The organism is Paenibacillus sp. 1A_MP2, assembly GCF_052244825.1.
Lineage (GTDB): Bacteria > Bacillota > Bacilli > Paenibacillales > Paenibacillaceae > Paenibacillus > Paenibacillus vandeheii.
Genome location: NZ_JBQQCS010000001.1, coordinates 3,102,927 through 3,121,150, shown reverse-complemented (window position 1 = coordinate 3,121,150; position 18,224 = coordinate 3,102,927). Strand labels below are relative to the sequence as shown.

The following is an 18,224-nucleotide window of genomic DNA, read 5'->3' as shown; positions in this document are numbered from 1 at the left end:
AGATACCCTCCTATCAATCAAATGTTTGAATATTCTCTTCCTTTCAGGTTGTTCGTACCAAAAAAGGCTCCCTGTATGCCTTTAGAGGCAGGGGCCTTTTTTGGTACAGCGACAACATTTCAAAATATCGCTGTATAACTCATTTTGTTTTACAACCGTTTCCATACAGACATGGATCTGACTCCCTTTTATTCACGTTCAATCTGCCCCAGTTGTATAGACAGGCTCTCCCATTCTCCGGCAGGAATTCCACTGGTCAGTGTCTCATGAAGGGCACCTACGGCTTCCTCAAGTCTCTCTTCCAATTGACGGGACTGATGCTGCAAAGACTGCTCAAGCTGGGTGTCATAGAATTGAACCAGCTTATTCTCTGCAGCAGGCAGAACATCGATCACCATCTGTTTAATAACAGGATCAAGCGCCTCTTGCAGCCGCTGGCGTCCCTCCCCTTCGAAGAACTGTTTCGGATTACGGAAATAACTCAGATACGCTTTCCAACCCGAAGGTTCTTCCAAACGCACCTCTTCCAGCACAGGTGTGCTCCAGCGTTCGTTCAGAGGCAATGACAGATCCATTCCCCCGGATAATCGTTTCAAATCATCTATGCATTCGTTCACTTGTTTGTGCAGCCAAGTCTGACCAGCCTGTTCGAGTCTAAGCGTGGTCGCGAGCAGTTCCTGTTCCAGTTCGATGGTAATCATGCGCAGCAGTTCGCGTCCGCAGGCAGCGAATGCTGCTTTTAGATTCCCGCGATCCTCTCGAAGAACTGACGGATGGAATGCCTCTGCCATGAACAGACCAAAACGATAGCCCAGGCGCTGCCGCACATGGAAGAGCAGTTCAGCCGTTTCCTGAGCCAATTCCGCCTTCATGGACCGTTCTGCGAGCAAGTGTACCCTCTGAAGTGACTGTTCTTGGATTGAGCCCAGTTCATCACGACGTCGCTGTAGAACCTCTTCCCCTGAGCTGCATCCTCGGCACGTGTCTTCAGACGTTTGATCACCCGTGCGATCTCTTCAGAAGCCCCACCGACCGCAAGATCCGCAAGCTCTCTTCCTGCGAAGCGGTTAAATTCTTCCTCGAACTGAATAAAGCCGGATTGCTCCAGTAATGTCGCATCGTTGGCCGTCTTGCCTTCCATCGCCAGCATGCTGGATACCGGAAAGAGACGTGGTGCCCGAATGCCATTACTGCGCAGTTGTGTGCTCACATGGTCAAGTACCTGCTCCAACTCCTCTTCAGAGGAAGACAAATCACTCGCATTAACTACAAAGAACATCTGATCCATCGCCGAACTGTCTTTCACTCGTCCCAATTGATTCAGGAACTGGCGGTCTCCCTGAGAGAAGGCATGGTTGTAGTACGTTACGAAAATGAGTGCATCCGCATTCTTCATATAATTGAATGTCACGCCCGTATGACGGGCATTCACGGAGTCAGCCCCCGGCGTATCCACAAGTACAATGCCTTGTTCTGTTACATCACAACTGTAGTACAGGTCAATGCTGTCGACAAAGCAGGACTTCTTCTCATTGGCGACAAAGTTTCGATATCCTTTCAGATCTACCAGCACATCCTGGCCAAGTTGATCTGCAGTATCCTCCCAGCCTGCTGCGGCTGCCTGCAAAAAGCTGTAATGCGGGCGCCCCGCCGGATGCACATCCTGTGGTGAAAGGGCTTTGACCCGTTTTTGCCAGTCTGCCCAGGCTCGCCCAGTCCGAGCAAACGGAAGGAATACGCGAGATCTTCCTGGAAGACGTCCGGGGTCTTCATCCGGACCCGGGCTGTTCCATGCTCCGCGCCACCCGACGGAGCCATGATCCGGTTAATTGCCGCTGTCGTTGGATGCGGCGAGACCGGTAATACGGCTTCGCCCAGCAACGCGTTGGCGAAGGAGGACTTGCCGGCGCTGAACGCTCCGAACAGCGCCAGCGTAAACGTGCCGCCCGCAAGCGAAGCCGCGCGTGCACGCAGATCCCGTACCGCCGACCCCATGGCGGGGTACGGCTCTACCAGCGCAGCGGCGGCTTCCAGCCGTGCCGCCGCTGCGTCCAGGCGCCGGCGGCGCTGTGCGCCAGCCGCCGGCTGCCCATGCACCGCCGCTTTGCGCGGCGGCGGTGCTCCTGGAGTCTGTGGCTGCGCAGCCACAGACTCTGCCGTGCCCGTGTGCGGGCCGGGAGCTTCGCCCGGCTCGTGCGCGGGCACGGGCGGGCCCTGCACCTCCGGCAATAGCCCGGAGGTGAGGGGCCCGCAGCTGGCAGCAGGCTGCGCAGCCCTGCTGCCTCGGCGTCGGCGGCGCGCTGCAGCGCCGTATAGCGCGCCGCCAACGCCGATTGCGCCAGCAGCGCTGCGCGGCTGGCGTCCAGCGCCTGGAGCGCGGCTTCGCCCTGCGCGCCCAGCGCTTCAAGCAAGCGGTCGGCCAGCATCATGGCCGCCCTGCGGTAACGGGTCTCAATCTCGCCCCGTATATCTTTGCTGAATTGAAGCACATACTCGGGAGATACCTCTGCACTGGCGCTTCGTTTCATCTCCAGAAGTGCTTCATCTACCGCAGGCAGCTCCGCGTTCAGCGCCTGCTCCCACTCAGCGCCCCACAGCTGATGGGCTTCACCCAGCTGTCTGAGCATGGTACGGATATGTACCTCCACTTGTCCCGAGGTCTGATCCTGCAAAAGTCTCACAAGCTCAGCGGCACGACGCTGTTTCTCCTGCTCGGTCTTGCCACCAGAGAACAATAAGCCTACCCGGAAGCCGGGTTTACGGCTCTCCAAATAAGCCGCGGCAGAGGTGCGAATATCGGCCGGGGTCAGGTTCGCATTCGCCAGAAGAGGTTCCAACTCCGCCCGAAACTTCTCCCGTTCACGCGATCGTTTGGAACGAAGCTCTGCTTCCTTTTGATCCAGAAGAGCCAGCTCCCGTTCTAAGTGTGCAATGCCTTCCTTACCCCCAACTGCCTCCAAGAGCGCAGTCTCTTCCTCTTCGCGTTCTTCCGCCTGTCTTGTCAGATGCTGCTCCGTCACATGGCTCGCCGAGCTTGCAAGACTGTGTCTGATTAACCCTTCCTTCTCCTTCATCATATGTCCAATCAGTTGAGGAAGCTGCTCCCACTGGTTGTAACGATGCTCTCTGTCCCGAAGTGAAGTAAACAACAGACCATCATACCGGACTTCCCAGGCTGCAAAAATAGCTTCTACACCTTCAACATATTGATCAAACGAAAGCTCCCGTTCCCGATGTTTGTCAATCTGATTTACGATAAGAAACAACGGCTTTCCCCAATCCGATAGACTTTTGGCAAAAGAAAGGTTGCTTTCCGATTGTACATGGTTATAATCCATCACATAGAACACCACATCGGCAAGATGAAGTGCTGAATGTGTTGCTAGGCTGTGTCCCTGATCGGTCGAATCCACGCCTGGCGTATCCAGTAATACCGCATCATCTTTCAGTAGGGGAATATCATCCCATACTTCAATGGAGGTGTATGCCCCACCATTCTTGCAATACTCTTCCAATTGTTCTGGAGAAACCTCAAGAACTCCCCTGTATTGTCAGCGCTTACGTTTGATGACGTATAAATAAGTGCTCTCGGCTCACCGTTACGGATGGATACAACATTCGCACTTGTAGGTACAGGGCTCGAAGGCAAAACCCGTTTGCCGCATAAACTATTAATTAGACTCGATTTGCCTGCCGAGAAGTGTCCACAAAACGCAATTGTTAACTGTTTCATTTCCGCCTTACTGATCAAATCCGTTAAAGCCTGTACAGCTGTATGGTCCCCTGTCTGCTCCATTGCTTCTCGCAGTGGAAGCAGAGGTTTGGCCATCTCTACTGGGTAATCTGTTCTGGACATGACTGGCCTTCCCCCTGGCTCCTCTAATTTGACATCTGGTCCGATGTCTTTATCTTATAATCCATTTATTTTACCATTATCAAGTTTGAAATTGAACGGTGTCAATCGCAAGATCGCTGACAAAAGAACAGTTTCTCGGCCATTCTCCACATAAAAAAATAAAACCGATCCTGTCGGTTTTATCTGCAAAACGATTGTATTCCATAAGCCTGCTGCGTCCATGCCCATGGGGATCACATTCAATAGGATCACCTATGGACATCGAAGCAGCACAGCTCCATATTTCAAATCTCTTAAGAAACAGCGTTCTCCATCGAAGGCAGCAAAATTTCAAATACTTGTCCATGCTGCAAAATCGTAATGTCACGACCTTTGTCTCTCATGACAACTACTTCTGGTTTCGTAGACATACGCTCCAGATAATGTTCAGGCACATCGCCAGAATGACTTACAGTGATACCTTCTACTTCTTTTTCTTCGTTTTCAGCCATTTCCTGTTCAACGATTTGTTCAAAAATATCGGAGAAGGCCTCAAAATTGTCAGTGTACACGGAAATGCATTTCATGATTACTCATCCTCTTCTACTCATTAATTTATTTTTCGTTTTGGGGTTGTGGCACGTTCCTTATCTTTCCTGATTTGGGACGTTTTCATACGCTTTTTCCCTTCCCTGCATATGTCCAGCAACGGACAGATATGACATTGAGGGTTTTGTGCCTTGCAATGGTAGCGTCCAAAAAATATGATCCGATGATGAGTTAAAGTCCACTCATCCCGGGGTACGCGCTTCATCAGTTTTTTCTCGACTTCAAGTACGGAGTCATCCCAACCTGCCAGTGCCAGCCTTTTGGATACACGTTCAACATGCGTATCCACCGCAATTGCCGGAACTCCAAATGCATTGGATACAACAACATTTGCAGTTTCCGCCCAACACCAGGGAGCGTCACAAGCTGATCATGTTCCTGCGGTACATCACCGCCATACTGCTCTATTAAAATTCGGCACATGTTCTGAATATGCTTGGCCTTGTTTCGGTACAAGCCGATACGCCGGATATCCTGTTCCAGCTCTTCGAGAGGGACAGCCAGATAATCGGCAGGGCTGGTGTACTTTTGGAACAAGTCTGCGGTTACCTTGTTTACCGTTTCGTCGGTGCACTGGGCAGACAACAGGACGGCTACAGTCAGTTCAAACGCATTGCTGTGATTTAATTCGCAATGTGCATCAGGAAACATCGCTTCCATTGTATCGAGTATATGCCTAACAGTGGCTGCATTCATGAAGAGCTACCTCCCACAAAATGACCCCACGCGGTGGAGCCTTACTTCGAAGCTTCTTTCGAGTACTTTGCAGGGACCCCAAAAATCTTGCAAAAAAAACGTCCTGATACGGGAAAGATCCCGCATCAAGACGGTCATTCTTTTGATCCTCGAAAAGAAACGATTACTGTTTTTGGATCTCCAAAACAACGTTGTTCAGGAGATACAATACAATATTATCATTATCTTTGAGAGATTGCACGCTTAAAGTGTTGTCACCCTGGTGAACAAATGCGCTTGTACCCAGTGCAAAACGATAATTCGTGTCCGAAGTTGACTCGCGTTTAACCAAAATCTGATTACCAACTCCATCATAAGACCAGAACTGCTTGCTCATAACCGTTAACACTCTGAAACGAGTCGAATTGTCCGTATCTTTCGTCATTTCAACACGGTCCCCTACGGTAAGGCTGCTCAGCGTGGTTAACGTAGATCCCGATTTGACCACTTTTACAGCCCCGCTAACAGGAACCGTCTCACTCTGACCGTTAAACAGCTTCAGTGTGACTGACGAAGCATCGACAGATGTCACCTCTGCAAGCGTGCGTTTAACCACCTGAACTACTTTAGGTGTAGTTCCCTCAAATGTTACGTTAATCAAGTTGCCCACTGTCAACTGTGATGCCGTAATAGTCTGACCGCTCTCTCCTGTCAGCACCGCTTGATCAACATAAAACTGACTTGTCAGCGAATCCGATTTCACACGAACGCGACCATTCGTCTCTACAGAGACTACTTCAAATTGAGCAACGGTGTTCAGAGCCACTTTTTGCACATAGTCCTGATTCGAACCCAGCGTAACTGTGACACTATCACCGATCTTCAAATCACTCAGACTTGCTCCAGATTTGTTGTAGATCTCAATCGTTGGAACCGTAGAGTACGGCACAGTGATCGTTTGGTTTCCAGACAACAAACTAATTTTTTTGCCCGAAGTATCAATACTGCTGATTGTACCTTCGTATTTGTAGATCACTTTAACAGATAGCGCACGAGTTCCCACATACGTCAGATCCAATTTGCGACCATCATTCAACAAAGACTCCAATCCAGCAAGTGTTGGCTTCGATGTGTTGTAGTCCAGCTTTGTTTTGTCATCCAGCGTGAACACAAACGGTTTTTTATTGCTGTCGAGAACCGTCAATACTTTTGTTTTGCTGTTGTAGGATACTACGGAAACCCCGTTCATAGGCTCCATCTGACGTCCGATCACTTGAATACGTGTCACACGATCTTCTGAATTTAACGTAAGCTCAACCTGATCTCCATTGGTTGCGTCTGTAATCAGATCATTCAGCGTTGCATCCTGAATTCCGTTAATGACCACTTCCGGCTTTTCTGCCAGCAGCTTCGCTTCCAGCGATCCACCTTCACGTTTAAACGTCAGTGTGGATTGGTTACCACCGATCTCCACCAGTGTACCGCGTAAAGACTGCTCTACACCTTGCGACAATTCGATCGTTTGCAGGATGCTGTCTTTCACCGTATATTTCACGGCACTTCCCGCTTTGAGCTCAGCTAGGGAAAGGATTCGGTCCTGATAACGAATGATCAGATTATCGTTATAGGTGTATTGCTCAGTGGTTCCGGCTGCATTGGTAAGCTTAATGGTTTTGGCAGAAGTTGTTATTTCAGCAACAACACCACTATCACTTTTGTTGACAATACCGGACTTCACACGAATAACGACTGTCTTTTTGTCAGCCGAGAACGTCTCACGCTGCACTTCAATGGTGCTGTCTGTTGTAATATCAGACAGTTTGATTGTATTTCCGTTTTGATCGATAAATGCCGTTGCCTCATCGTAGCCGTATGTTTCGTAATTCTCGCCTACAAACAAACCAATTTTATTACCTGACAATGAACGAGCAAACGTACCTTCAACGCTTTCTACCTGCGGTGTAGCATCAACCACTTCCACATAAGAAGCCGTACCGGTAGTGCCTACAACCTGAACTTTTGTATACAGCTTCACATCCGCAGACGACGCACGGGATTCACTGTCTTTTGTAAAGTAAGGCGTACTGCTGTTCACTGCAAAGTTGACCGCTTTTCCGTCTACCACCAACGTGATCTGCCCATCCTTTAACCCAGTAACATAACCTGTGGATGTGTTCGGATACTTCGTATCCGTTAACGTTTCGCCGCGGCTGAAGAATGTTGCGAGTTGAGCACGGGTTACAGAGCCAGTTGGATTAAATTTGTTGCCATCTACACCTTTGGCAAGGTCCAGGCTTACAGCCAGATTGATGTACCCTTTGCCACTTTCGGAAATGCTATCATTATCCGCAAATCCGGTAGATTGATTGTTTTGCGCCTTCGCTTCAGCATCTTTGTTCAGCGAACGGATCAGCAATTTCGTAATCCATTCACGTGATGCCGGTTTTTGTCCCCAGGATGTTTTGGACACATCCACTGTAGATTCTTCGGTTTTATCAATAAGTCCCAGTTGAAGCGCCAAAGCGACATATGGCTTGAAATAGTTTCCCACTTCCATATTTGTCGGTAATGCCGTAGCCGTGCTGTCGTTCAACTGGTTCTCCTTATTCATAAAACGGATCGCCATCGTCACAGCTTCCTGCTGCGTTACCGCGTCTCCCGGACGGAACAGGCCGTTGTTACCGAGAAGAATGCCTTGATAGGCCAGCTTGTACACATGTTTCTCAGCCCAGTATCCGACCTTGATATCACTGAACAAACCGGTTGGTGCAGCTGTATTGCTTGCAGTTGCAGTCTGACCCTGCCCCGTATCTGTTGATTCTGCTGCCATGGCAGCTCCGCCGGCGCTAAGGGCCATCATGCCTGCAAGCACGGCTGAAACTACTTTTTTAGAGTGTGATGAATTGTTATATTTAAAAGTCACCTGTGATTCCCCTCTCTCATGTAAAACGGCCGATATTCCGCAGATTCACGGTAAAACAACATGCTGTACAAGCTATTCGGATCGTGTCATTGGATGCTCAAGATCCACATGGCCCATCAAACTCTCGGATTGCTTGCCGTCTACCAGCAGATCCAGTGATTTGACTTCATCAAACTGGAAGAACGTTTGCTTCAATGCATCAATGGCAAACACTTCGCCACCTGCACCAAGACGCGCTGTATCCGGCATGTGGATATCCAAGGTAAGCGCACCGTCTTTGAACTGAACCGATTTCAATTCAATTTCTTTCGCCCAAAGGGGAACGAGTTTGTCGTCCTTGCTTTGTTGCAGCGCTGCAAATGCAGCCTTGTACTTGGCTTCATCCGAAGCGTAAGAAATTTCTGCCGATGCTTTGTGCAATTCCAACTCTTCCAGATCTGTGTAATACACATCAATGGTCTTCTTCTCATTGCTTTCGGAAGTTCCAGGTTTCTCTGAAGTAGTTCCACCCGATGGAGTCGTTGTGCCCTCCGTACTGCCTTCTGTTGTACCCGGTGTCGTTGTCGTTGTATCCTCCGGTGCCACAGTCACGGGATCAGTAACATCCGTTTCATTCTGATCCTCAGACGCATTATCCTCTGCTCCCGCACCTTGAGTCTGATTTGGAGCTGGAGCAGCTGTTGGCTTGCTTCCACATCCAGCAGCAACTGTCATAACCGTTACCAGCAGCGCTGCAATCCATAATTTTTTGTTCATTCTAACTCCGCCTCCTGATCATAAGGGTTGAACCCTTATTTAATTCCCAGATACTCCTTGATCCCTGCAACAATCCCTTTGGCTACACTGTTCTGGAAACTTTCAGTGAACAATGCCGCTTCATCACTTTTGTTGCTCAGGAAACCCGCTTCCAGCAAAACAGCCGGCATCGTTGTTTCACGGGTTACGTGGAGACTTGCCGTTTTACTCCGCGGTCCTTCAGGCCAGATGATTGCAGTAGATACTTGTGCATCACCGTAGCCAATGCCTTGCTATTCGAACGGGTGTAATACGTCTCCACACCGTTTGCCGCTGCAGATCCGCTGTTGGCATGAATGGAAATAAAGATATCCGCCTTCAATTTTTCTGCGATCTTTACTCGTTCGCTCAAAGCCAAAAATGTATCATCGCTGCGCGTCAGCACAACGTCAATGTTGGATTCTTTTTCAGCAATGCTTCCACTTTCAGAGCCATTGCCAGATTGAAGTCTTTTCCTTCTTGCCGGTTACACCGATGGCTCCTGGATCCTGATCACCGTGTCCAGCGTCTACAACAACAACTTTTTTGCCGTTGTTTCCAACAGGAGGCTGCGGCGTTGTAGTGCCTTCTTTGTTCAGATCAATCATAACCAGACCAGAGTCACTTTGCACGTCATAACCTTTGGCATTACTCAGATCAATGACAAAACGAAGGGTCGAAGGACTATTGCTGTACAAGGAATAACGAATCTTCGACACATCCGGATATCCACTCACTACAAGCTGTCCATTCTGGTTGCTGTCCAAAGCTTGTCCTTCACTAAAAGAATCAGCGAATGCGGTATTTGGCAAGTCTATAACGATTCGATCGGGTCCTGTCATCGTGAAGACGTTCGGCTTCGTATTTCCGCTTGTTGCAATCAAAAAGCGGTTGTCACTGAAGCTGATGCCGTTCACCAGTACAAGACCATCCTGATCCGATCCTCCACCATCATTACCAGAGTTCGGAGGAGTAGTTGTCCCGTTTCCGGAACCTGAATTCTGGGTAACTAATGTTACCGTCTTCGTTGTATTGTTCCAACCCACCTTAAGACCCATTTGCTCACCAATGAACCTTAAAGGCACAAGTGTGGTTCCATTTTTCACGAGTGGCGGGGCATCCAGGTTCACGTTACTGCCGTTCACCGTTGCCGTCTTCTGTCCAACAATCATCTGCATGGCAGTGTTGTCTTTGCTAATAGTCACGGTGCTTGTTGCCTGTTTCCAGTCCACACCATATCCCAGGCTCTCCGAAATAACCCGAATCGGAACCATCACTTTGCTATTGATGATTTCCGCCTTGGCATCCGAAGGCTGCACAATTTCTTTCCCATCTAGGATAATGTGCGTATCTGCTGCTGCATGACTATAGCCCGGGAAAACGAGCCCAAAGACAAATAACAGTACCAAAAAACCGAACTTCTTCATCCTTCACCCCTACCATTCTCATATTTTTTTGCCGCATGTTGTGCACCTTCAGCTCCGACTGACCACTGAGGCATTACCAGACACCTATTAGACGCCCTGTACTCTCAAAAGTTGCGAATATATTCCAACATAACAGAAAAAAAACGTTGTCAAATCAAGCTTTTTCTACATTTTATTGTCTGTATTTTTCCTTATTTATCAATTATGCATCTCGAAACAACGGACTACCCTGACCTTCATATTTGCGCACAACCTTAATTAAAGACCCAAATATTCAACAATTCCGTCTACGATGGCCTGTGCACATTTGTTCTGATACTCTTCGGTCAACATCATTGCTTCATCCGCAGGATTACTCAGAAATCCGAGTTCAAGCAGAACCGCCGGCATCGTTGTTTCACGGGTTACATGCAGACTTGCCGTTTTGACTCCCCGATCCTTAAATCCCGTAATCGGCAACACATGCTTGTGCAAAATGTCGGCCAAATCCTTACTCTCTTTACGACTGTACAACGTTTCAATTCCATTAGGAACAGGGGTTGTAAACTTGTTTCCATGGATCGACACAAAAATATCCGCCTGATTCAGTTGAGCGATATCCACACGTTGCTGCAGGGATAATTCCGTGTCATCCTGCCTTGTAATTACCGTCTGAATCTCCGTATGCTGTTGTAGAAGTGCCTGAACTTTGAGTCCCACAGCCAAATTAAAGTCCTTCTCATAGGCGCCTGTCACACTGACGGCCCCCGACTGTCTTCCACCATGTCCCGGATCAATAATCACGACCTTTTTGCCATCATTGGTTGGCAAAGCAGGCTGACTGGTTGATTCTCCATTACTCACTGCAAGATCAACAAGCAACACGTTGTTCTCGCCCAGTGACCATTTGGCGGTCGCCACCTGACTCAGATCGAGGACCACACGTACCGTTGAAGGTGTTTGACTAAACACTGCATATCGCACCTTGGAAACCAGTGATGAATCCGTAACCAAAAGAGTTCCGCTGCCATCCGGATTGGTAGCCTGTCCCTGGATGAACTCCTTGGCAAATGTGGTGTCAGGCAGATCTACGATGATCCGATCGGGTCCGCTTAGACTGGAAATCTTCGGTGTGATTTTCCCATTCGTCGCCAGGATCAAACGATCTCCGCCGAAGCTGATGCTTTGAAGCTCAGACAGACCATCCGGCTCAGGAGCTTCCACGGGGTCAATTTCACTTTCCGTACCTGCTACAGGAGGGATGCTGGCTAGGCTTACGGTCTTGGTTCCATTGTCCCATCCCACACGCAGACCCATGCCTTCACCGACAAATCGTAACGGAACCAGTGTAGTTCCCTGTTTAATAAGAGGCGGTGAATCGAGAGTTACCCGATTTCCATTTACTGTGGCAGCATCTTCACCTGCAGTCATCTGGATACTGCTGTTGCCTTTGAGAATACGAACGGTCTGGGTGGCTTTCTCCCATTTCACCTGATAACCGAGGTTTTCAGAGACGATTCGGATGGGCACCATCACGGTTTTGCCAATATTCTCGGCCGGAGCTCCTGACTGTTGATTAATGGTCACACCGTCCAGCACAATCGAGGGAGACGAATCGGCATTTGCCATGACAGGAAATAAACACAGGAACAGAAAAACAAAGACTGCTGCCGACCATTTCTTCATACATCAACCACCATTCTGTTTGTCTTTTGAACCTTCGATCTGATTCGCTGTGATGAAGCACTCGACTCTATCTACCCTTCCATAATCTACTAATCAGTTTATCAGATATTGTCACTCCATCCGGTTACAACGTTGTCATATTTAGTCGGAATACCCTGCAATTCGAAGACAGAATTGCATCGTTGCAAATGCAAAAAAAACTCCAATTCGAGCCAAGGAACGGTGAAGTTCCCTGCACGATTGGAGGTTTGATATACGAAGTACAGATGAAAGATTAGACTGAGGCCGTTTGTCCAAACAATTTAGCTGCATGGCGTTGTTCGTAAGCTGCTATTTCGTCATCATGTTGAAGTGTGAGACCAATATCGTCCAGTCCTTGCAACAGGAATTGACGACGATGCTCATCCAGATCAAAATCAATATGCAGCCCGTAAGCATCTGTAATCGTTTTGTTTTCCAGATTCACATTCATCTCATAGCCTTCATGTGTCGCTGTACGCTGGAACAGATCTTCTACCTGCTCTTCGGACAGCTTGATCGGCAAGATCCCGTTCTTAAAGCAGTTATTGTAGAAGATATCGGCATAAGAAGGTGCAATTACGCAACGGAATCCGTAATCCATAATCGCCCATGGAGCATGCTCACGGGAAGATCCACAGCCAAAGTTAGCGCGTGAGATCAGAATAGATGCACCTTCGTAGCGAGGTTTATTCATTTCGAAGGAAGGGTTGTTGTTGCCCTCTTCGTCAAAACGCCATTCGTAGAACAAAAATTGTCCAAATCCGGTCCGTTCGATCCGTTTCAAAAATTGTTTCGGAATGATTGCATCTGTATCTACATTGACCCGGTCTACCGGTGCAACGATGCCTTGCAGTGTTTTGAATTCATCCATATCATTCGTTCTCCCTTCAATCCGTTCCTTTGTTAGATAGCTGCTTCCGTTTTGAAATTCCAGTCACGTACGTCTACGAAGTGTCCCTTAACCGCTGCTGCTGCCGCCATTGCAGGAGATACGAGGTGAGTCCGTCCTCCGCGTCCCTGACGTCCTTCGAAGTTACGGTTGGAAGTCGAAGCACAACGTTGTCCTGGTTTCAATACATCCGGGTTCATTGCCAGACACATACTGCACCCTGCATCACGCCATTCAAATCCAGCGTCTGTGAAGATTTTATCCAGACCTTCTTTTTCGGCCTGAATTTTAACACGTCCCGAGCCTGGAACAACGATCGCTGTAACATTACTGGATACGGTGTGGCCTTTGGCTACCTGTGCAGCAGCACGCAGATCTTCAATCCGTCCATTGGTGCATGAACCGATAAATACATAATCAACCGGAATTTCGGAGATCGGTGTTCCAGGTTCCAAGCCCATATATTCAAGCGCTTTTTCAGCTGCTTTACGTTCGTTTTCTGTTGGCAGTTCAGCCGGGACAGGAACTTTCGAAGAAATGTCGGTTCCCATTCCTGGGCTAGTACCCCAAGTTACTTGCGGAATTAATGATTCCACATCGATTTCAACGATACGGTCGAATTCAGCACCTTCGTCAGTTACAAGCTCTTTCCAGGCAGCAACCGCTTCATCGAATTTGCCATCGGTAGGTACGTATTCACGTCCACGCAGATATTCAAATGTGGTTTCATCCGGAGCAATCATACCCGCTCTTGCTCCACCTTCAATGGACATGTTGCAGACGGTCATACGCTCTTCCATGCTCAGTTCACGGATCGATTCACCCGTATATTCAATAACATATCCAGTAGCAAAGTCTGTACCGTATTTGGCGATGACTGCGAGAATCATATCCTTAGCGGTTACACCCGGGTTACGTTTGCCGACAAAACGAACTTCCATTGTTTTGGCTTTGGCTTGCTGTAAACATTGGGTTGCCATAACATGCTCTACTTCACTCGTACCGATACCGAATGCGAGTGCACCAAATGCACCATGTGTGGATGTGTGGCTGTCGCCACATACAATTGTTTTACCTGGATGAGTCAGGCCCAGTTCAGGTCCCATAACGTGTACAACACCTTGATCGATGGTATCCAGATCATACAGTTTTACGCCGAAGTCACGGCAGTTTTGTGAAAGTGTGTCGATTTGTTGTTTGGAGATTGGATCCGTAATGTTGAAGCGATCCTTCGTTGGAACGTTGTGATCCATTGTTGCAAACGTAAGTTCAGGGCGACGGACTTTACGACCGCTCAGACGCAGACCTTCAAACGCCTGTGGCGATGTTACTTCATGCACCAGATGCAGATCGATGTACAAAATGCTTGGTTTGCCTTCTTCCTGATGAATCACGTGATTTTCCCAAATTTTCTCAAACATCGTTTTTTTACTCATCATTTTCACCTCATCATAAGTTCGGTCCTTGGAAGAGCCTACGTTGTTCCTCTAAAAGTGAAGCTCTTGAATGACATAAATATATCACCCTGTCCTTCATTGTTCCAAGATATAATATCTATAGATGTAATAGGTTTAACCTATAATGAGGCAAAAGCAAATAAACCACAGCTATACGCGGAGGTTTCAATTGATAACAATTATCATTATCATAAGTCTTATACTACGGTCCAGCTTCTTCGCTGTCAATGCTTTTTATGCAAAATAGAAAAAGCAGCCCTGTTACCAGGGCTGCTATAACTACATCTCGCCTGTTCCATACGTGCGTATTCCCCATATCTATCCATTCATTGCATTCCTGCCTCTGCTGGAAGCGAATTACTTCTTGTCCCCACTGCTTTGATAACGAAATTGTAGGCTTTGGAAGAATCGATGCCGTTTAATGTATAGCTGTAACTCGTCTGACCGCTTACAGCCGGTACATACACGCTCCAATTCGTGCTGACTTTATCATTCTTCTCGTAAATCCGGTAACCTCGTACCGGCTCAGAACTATTTGCCGGCGCTTTCCACGAAAGAACTGCACGGTTCGCTGACTGTTTTACTGCGCTTGCATTTTGAACTGTGCCGGGTCTGACGTCAGTCCGTTTAATACTGTAAGCATCATAGACGGCAAGAGGTTTATCTTTAACTGCTGTGTAGGATGTAAATTTCAGCACATCGCTTGTAATGGAAACATCCACGAACATTTTCTTGTTGGGCTGATCGTTTTTTGCTGCAAAAAACGTGTCTGCGTCTGGATTAAGAGCATAGAATTTCGAAGCGGCCGAGTTACCCATTAGATATACAGTCCCTTTAGGATTCAGCACATTTCCCTGCTCATCGGTAATGACATTCTTAATTGGAACGTTGTTCAGCATTTGAAAAGACCTCATATACATATGGTCATGTCCCTCAAACACCATATCCACACCCAGCTCATCAAATACAGGAATCAGATATTTTCGGTAAAATTCTACCCGTTCACTTTCTGCTGAAGCATTATCCCCTGAAGAATAAGCTCCCTTATGCATAGAGACGAATTTCCACTTCTTGTCGGTCTTTGCCACCTGATTCCGCATCCATTCCAACTGCTTCGTGAATTGAATATCCGCTTTGTAAGGCTTGACCTCCCCTTCGTACTGGGAATTGATTTGCATGAACAGGGCATCGCCGTATTCGAAAGCATACACTGACCCGTCATGAGCACCCGTTCCGACATCTTTTGGAAGATTAAAATGGTTATAGAAGTTATTGTTCGGATAATCCTCTATCTCATGATTGCCGATGATCGGCGCAAATGGCACATTGGCAAATTCTTTTTTCGGCACACCCAAGAACCACTGCCACAGCTGCTCCAGATCACCATCATCCGTTAGATCCCCTGTAAGAAGAACAAACTTGGGATCTACTGTTTTCTCAATAGCTCTCTTAAAAGTATCCTGCCACAGATCGAAATTCGACTTGCTGGAGCCTTGGGTGTCGGTTACATAGAGGAAATGGAAATCCTGATTATTCGCTTTGTCCGTGGTAAAAGAACCTGTCTCGCTCCAGCCGTCCGCATCACCGTTACCAGCCCGGTACATATACTTGGTTCCAGGCTTGAGACCGCTTGCGATAACCTTATGACTGGCGAACTTTTTATACTTCTTGGAACTTCTGTCTCCTGTCGTCATTAAGGTTTCAATAACTGTTGAGCTTCCCTCATAGGAAGTTGCCAGTTGTTCCGGGAACTCGCTTCCTCCCGCATTGGAAGCCTCTACCACTTGCACTACTGTACCTCTAACGGTTTCGGCTGTATACCAGTCAAAGGCGATACTTGTCTTTGGATCCCCATTAAAAGTCATGTTCAGCAGCGTTGGTGTTTTGTTGCCGGTGTCCTGAGACTTGGTCTTAAAGCTCCAGGTAATATCGTTGTCGGGTGTCCGGCCGTCCATTGTCCCCTTAAGAAGCTCTTTAGGGATGGTCACCTTGTAAGTTTTGCCGGCAGTAAAATTAGGGTGGCTGACTTTAATCGTATCTTGGTCGAGGAGCGAGGCTGAGATGTTGTTTAGAGGCGCACTGTTTTCCGTGATTACAACTTGATAACCACTGTTGAGACTGATCGCTTTATTAAACTTTATTGTGATCTCTGCGTTAAGAGAAACATCCGCAGCTCCTGAAGCGGGAGTTTTGCTTACCTCAAGTGTGGGAGTGTCCCCAGGTTCGCCACTGCTGCGTGTTCCTTTAATGACTACATCCTTGATTCTGCTTGAGCCTGAGCTGGATACCGTTCCTCCGCTTACGCTTTTCAAAGAGTCTACCACCCAGCGGATATAGAGTACATCTTGATTGTTTGTTCCCGCAGGCAAAGCGAGGTTCGTTAATTTGCAGGAATTATTGGCACAATTAAAATTGTTCTGGGCAAGAACCAGTTTACCGCCCACAACATCTGTCCATTCCTGCTGATTCGTGCTGTATTGTACCTTAAAATCCCTGGGTCCCGTACTTGAAGAAGTTTGCTGTGAAGAGAGGAAGATACCTTCGAAGCCTTTGGTTGAGAGCGTGGCAAGCCAGTATTTAACGCCCGTTCCTTCATGCCAGCCCTGGTTGCGTACACTGTTCTCACCTGACTCAAAGGTGTATGCAGCTGTATTTGTTCCTACATCACGAATGGATGAAGCTGTCTGATATACCCCGCCGGTAGCCGGAAATATTCCGTTCTCACCTTTGTCTTTAAAAATCCACTGGGCAATCGTTTCCTGAACTGCAGCTGCTTCACTTGCAAGATCTTCCTCATTTCCTTCCCTTCCTGCTGAGACAAAACCGGTCAACTCCATCGCAAGCAGCATACCTATAACTATTAAACTGATTACCTTGGAAAATCTGTGCTTGAGATAAGATTGGTTTTTATCCATTCGGCCCACCTCCCTCTTCATTAAACTCACTTTCATCGAACTGCCGCTACCGAGAAGAACGGCGGTTCTGCTACCCTTGCATTTCTGTTACTTGAGTTCCCAGTCGGTAACTTGACGTACTGCCGAATCTGCGTTCTTCAAGTCTGTCTCACCCATATTCAGCAAATTGCTCCACTGCTTTACACGATTTTTCCCGTTAGGCGGAGAGTTGTAGTCATTCGTATCCACAATCTTGGTCCGTTCCTTATAGAATTTGGTCATGAAAGTCTTCTCATCCGTGCTGCCTCCTGATTTACCCAAAAGCCCTTGTAGGGTCTCGGAGCCGCCTGTCGCTCCATGGTTCAGCGCTGCGTCCACAAAGGAACCAATCGTTAATGCCGAGTTAAAGCCGCGTTTGCGGGCCTGATCCACACTGTACTTAATATAGACATTGTAGAACGTTTTCCACATAGCCTCTCTCCACTCGGGATCATTTTGCAAATTGCCGATCTTTTTGCAGAAACTCTTTTCGCTTTCATTGATTTCGAGTACTTTTCCTTTCATCGAACCCTTGACACCGATCCGGGCCAATGCGCCTTTAACCGAAGGATTACTCGCGCCTTTGGCAGCGTCATATTCCTTGAACAGATCTGGACCGTCAGGACCGGTGTCATTTGGGCCGCCTGTAGTCGCACCAAATATTCCAATCGTATAACCGCGGTCATCATCAATATCTTCACAATATCCGTAAAACTTGGTCCAGTTCAGATCGTCCTGCTCCGGTTTATTGACAAGCATCATAATATTGTTCCACTGCTCACCATCCAGTCCTGTGTTGACACGCAAGAATTGAAGTGTTGCCGGTGAGAATTTAGAATCAGGGTTCCCAGCCGCATAACTTTTCTGTTGAGACGCATTGGACAGAGAGCCATAAGAAAAAATAATTGAAAAGCTGAGCAGGATCAACAATGAAAATTTCATCTTCTTAAAAACCTTACTATTCGTTGAATTAAGCACCGCAATCTCTCCCTTATTTTAATAGTATAAGCGCTTTA

Annotated in this window: 13 protein-coding genes and 2 pseudogenes; all 15 read right to left on the bottom strand. The window is 47.7% G+C overall.

All coding sequences use genetic code 11. From position 1 onward, the window contains the following. Positions 1–188: 188 nt before the first annotated feature. Positions 189–872: a hypothetical protein gene (locus ACTWJ7_RS15350; protein ID WP_443145594.1), complete on the bottom strand. Its 684-nt coding sequence runs from the start codon at positions 870–872 to the stop codon at positions 189–191. Continuing rightward, positions 869–1,660: a dynamin family protein gene (locus ACTWJ7_RS15345; protein ID WP_443145593.1), complete on the bottom strand. Its 792-nt coding sequence runs from the start codon at positions 1,658–1,660 to the stop codon at positions 869–871. Before ACTWJ7_RS15345 ends, ACTWJ7_RS15350 begins: the two co-directional genes overlap by 4 nt. Then, positions 1,564–1,995: a dynamin family protein gene (locus ACTWJ7_RS15340; protein ID WP_443145592.1), complete on the bottom strand. Its 432-nt coding sequence runs from the start codon at positions 1,993–1,995 to the stop codon at positions 1,564–1,566. Before ACTWJ7_RS15340 ends, ACTWJ7_RS15345 begins: the two co-directional genes overlap by 97 nt. Before the next feature lie 14 nt (positions 1,996–2,009). Then, positions 2,010–3,515 carry a dynamin family protein gene (locus tag ACTWJ7_RS15335; RefSeq protein WP_443145591.1) on the bottom strand — a complete coding sequence of 502 codons (1,506 nt, stop codon included), beginning with the start codon at positions 3,513–3,515 and terminating at the stop codon, positions 2,010–2,012. Beyond that, positions 3,446–3,856 (bottom strand): dynamin family protein, encoded by a 411-nt coding sequence (locus ACTWJ7_RS15330; protein ID WP_443145590.1) that lies wholly within the window; start codon positions 3,854–3,856, stop codon positions 3,446–3,448. The genes ACTWJ7_RS15335 and ACTWJ7_RS15330 overlap by 70 nt, the downstream gene beginning before the upstream one ends. Before the next feature lie 293 nt (positions 3,857–4,149). Then, the gene (locus ACTWJ7_RS15325; RefSeq protein ID WP_024630585.1) at positions 4,150–4,422 is read right to left on the bottom strand and encodes a hypothetical protein; all 273 of its coding nucleotides are present in this window, start codon (positions 4,420–4,422) and stop codon (positions 4,150–4,152) included. A 23-nt stretch (positions 4,423–4,445) separates the two neighbouring features. After that, a pseudogene (nth, locus tag ACTWJ7_RS15320) lies at positions 4,446–5,140 on the bottom strand (endonuclease III). A 163-nt stretch (positions 5,141–5,303) separates the two neighbouring features. Beyond that, positions 5,304–8,042 (bottom strand): S-layer homology domain-containing protein, encoded by a 2,739-nt coding sequence (locus tag ACTWJ7_RS15315; protein WP_301877481.1) that lies wholly within the window; start codon positions 8,040–8,042, stop codon positions 5,304–5,306. Positions 8,043–8,114: 72 nt separating this feature from the next. After that, positions 8,115–8,798 (bottom strand): GerMN domain-containing protein, encoded by a 684-nt coding sequence (locus tag ACTWJ7_RS15310; RefSeq protein ID WP_301877483.1) that lies wholly within the window; start codon positions 8,796–8,798, stop codon positions 8,115–8,117. Between the two features lie 35 nt (positions 8,799–8,833). Beyond that, positions 8,834–10,243, bottom strand: a pseudogene (locus ACTWJ7_RS15305) (N-acetylmuramoyl-L-alanine amidase). 258 nt (positions 10,244–10,501) lie between these two features. Continuing rightward, positions 10,502–11,908 (bottom strand): N-acetylmuramoyl-L-alanine amidase family protein, encoded by a 1,407-nt coding sequence (locus tag ACTWJ7_RS15300; RefSeq protein ID WP_301877485.1) that lies wholly within the window; start codon positions 11,906–11,908, stop codon positions 10,502–10,504. A 274-nt stretch (positions 11,909–12,182) separates the two neighbouring features. Continuing rightward, positions 12,183–12,800, bottom strand: coding sequence for a 3-isopropylmalate dehydratase small subunit (gene leuD / locus ACTWJ7_RS15295; RefSeq protein WP_024630591.1), 618 nt, complete (start codon positions 12,798–12,800; stop codon positions 12,183–12,185). 32 nt (positions 12,801–12,832) lie between these two features. Continuing rightward, positions 12,833–14,254 carry a 3-isopropylmalate dehydratase large subunit gene (gene leuC / locus ACTWJ7_RS15290; protein WP_079349361.1) on the bottom strand — a complete coding sequence of 474 codons (1,422 nt, stop codon included), beginning with the start codon at positions 14,252–14,254 and terminating at the stop codon, positions 12,833–12,835. A gap of 347 nt (positions 14,255–14,601) precedes the next feature. Beyond that, complete coding sequence (locus ACTWJ7_RS15285; protein ID WP_301877487.1) at positions 14,602–17,190, bottom strand: metallophosphoesterase; 2,589 nt, start codon at positions 17,188–17,190, stop codon at positions 14,602–14,604. Positions 17,191–17,277: 87 nt separating this feature from the next. Further along, positions 17,278–18,150: a chitosanase gene (locus ACTWJ7_RS15280; protein WP_301877489.1), complete on the bottom strand. Its 873-nt coding sequence runs from the start codon at positions 18,148–18,150 to the stop codon at positions 17,278–17,280. Positions 18,151–18,224: the final 74 nt, after the last annotated feature.

Excerpts from the sequence above, each read along its gene's own strand:
- leuD (WP_024630591.1), bottom strand. The coding sequence starts at position 12,800 with ATGGATGAATTCAAAACACTGCAAGGCATCGTTGCACCGGTAGACCGG.
- ACTWJ7_RS15285 (WP_301877487.1), bottom strand. The coding sequence starts at position 17,190 with ATGGATAAAAACCAATCTTATCTCAAGCACAGATTTTCCAAGGTAATC.
- ACTWJ7_RS15350 (WP_443145594.1), bottom strand. The coding sequence starts at position 872 with ATGAAGGCGGAATTGGCTCAGGAAACGGCTGAACTGCTCTTCCATGTG.
- ACTWJ7_RS15330 (WP_443145590.1), bottom strand. The coding sequence starts at position 3,856 with ATGTCCAGAACAGATTACCCAGTAGAGATGGCCAAACCTCTGCTTCCA.
- ACTWJ7_RS15340 (WP_443145592.1), bottom strand. The coding sequence starts at position 1,995 with ATGGGGTCGGCGGTACGGGATCTGCGTGCACGCGCGGCTTCGCTTGCG.
- ACTWJ7_RS15325 (WP_024630585.1), bottom strand. The coding sequence starts at position 4,422 with ATGAAATGCATTTCCGTGTACACTGACAATTTTGAGGCCTTCTCCGAT.
- ACTWJ7_RS15310 (WP_301877483.1), bottom strand. The coding sequence starts at position 8,798 with ATGAACAAAAAATTATGGATTGCAGCGCTGCTGGTAACGGTTATGACA.
- ACTWJ7_RS15280 (WP_301877489.1), bottom strand. The coding sequence starts at position 18,150 with ATGAAATTTTCATTGTTGATCCTGCTCAGCTTTTCAATTATTTTTTCT.
- ACTWJ7_RS15300 (WP_301877485.1), bottom strand. The coding sequence starts at position 11,908 with ATGAAGAAATGGTCGGCAGCAGTCTTTGTTTTTCTGTTCCTGTGTTTA.
- leuC (WP_079349361.1), bottom strand. The coding sequence starts at position 14,254 with ATGAGTAAAAAAACGATGTTTGAGAAAATTTGGGAAAATCACGTGATT.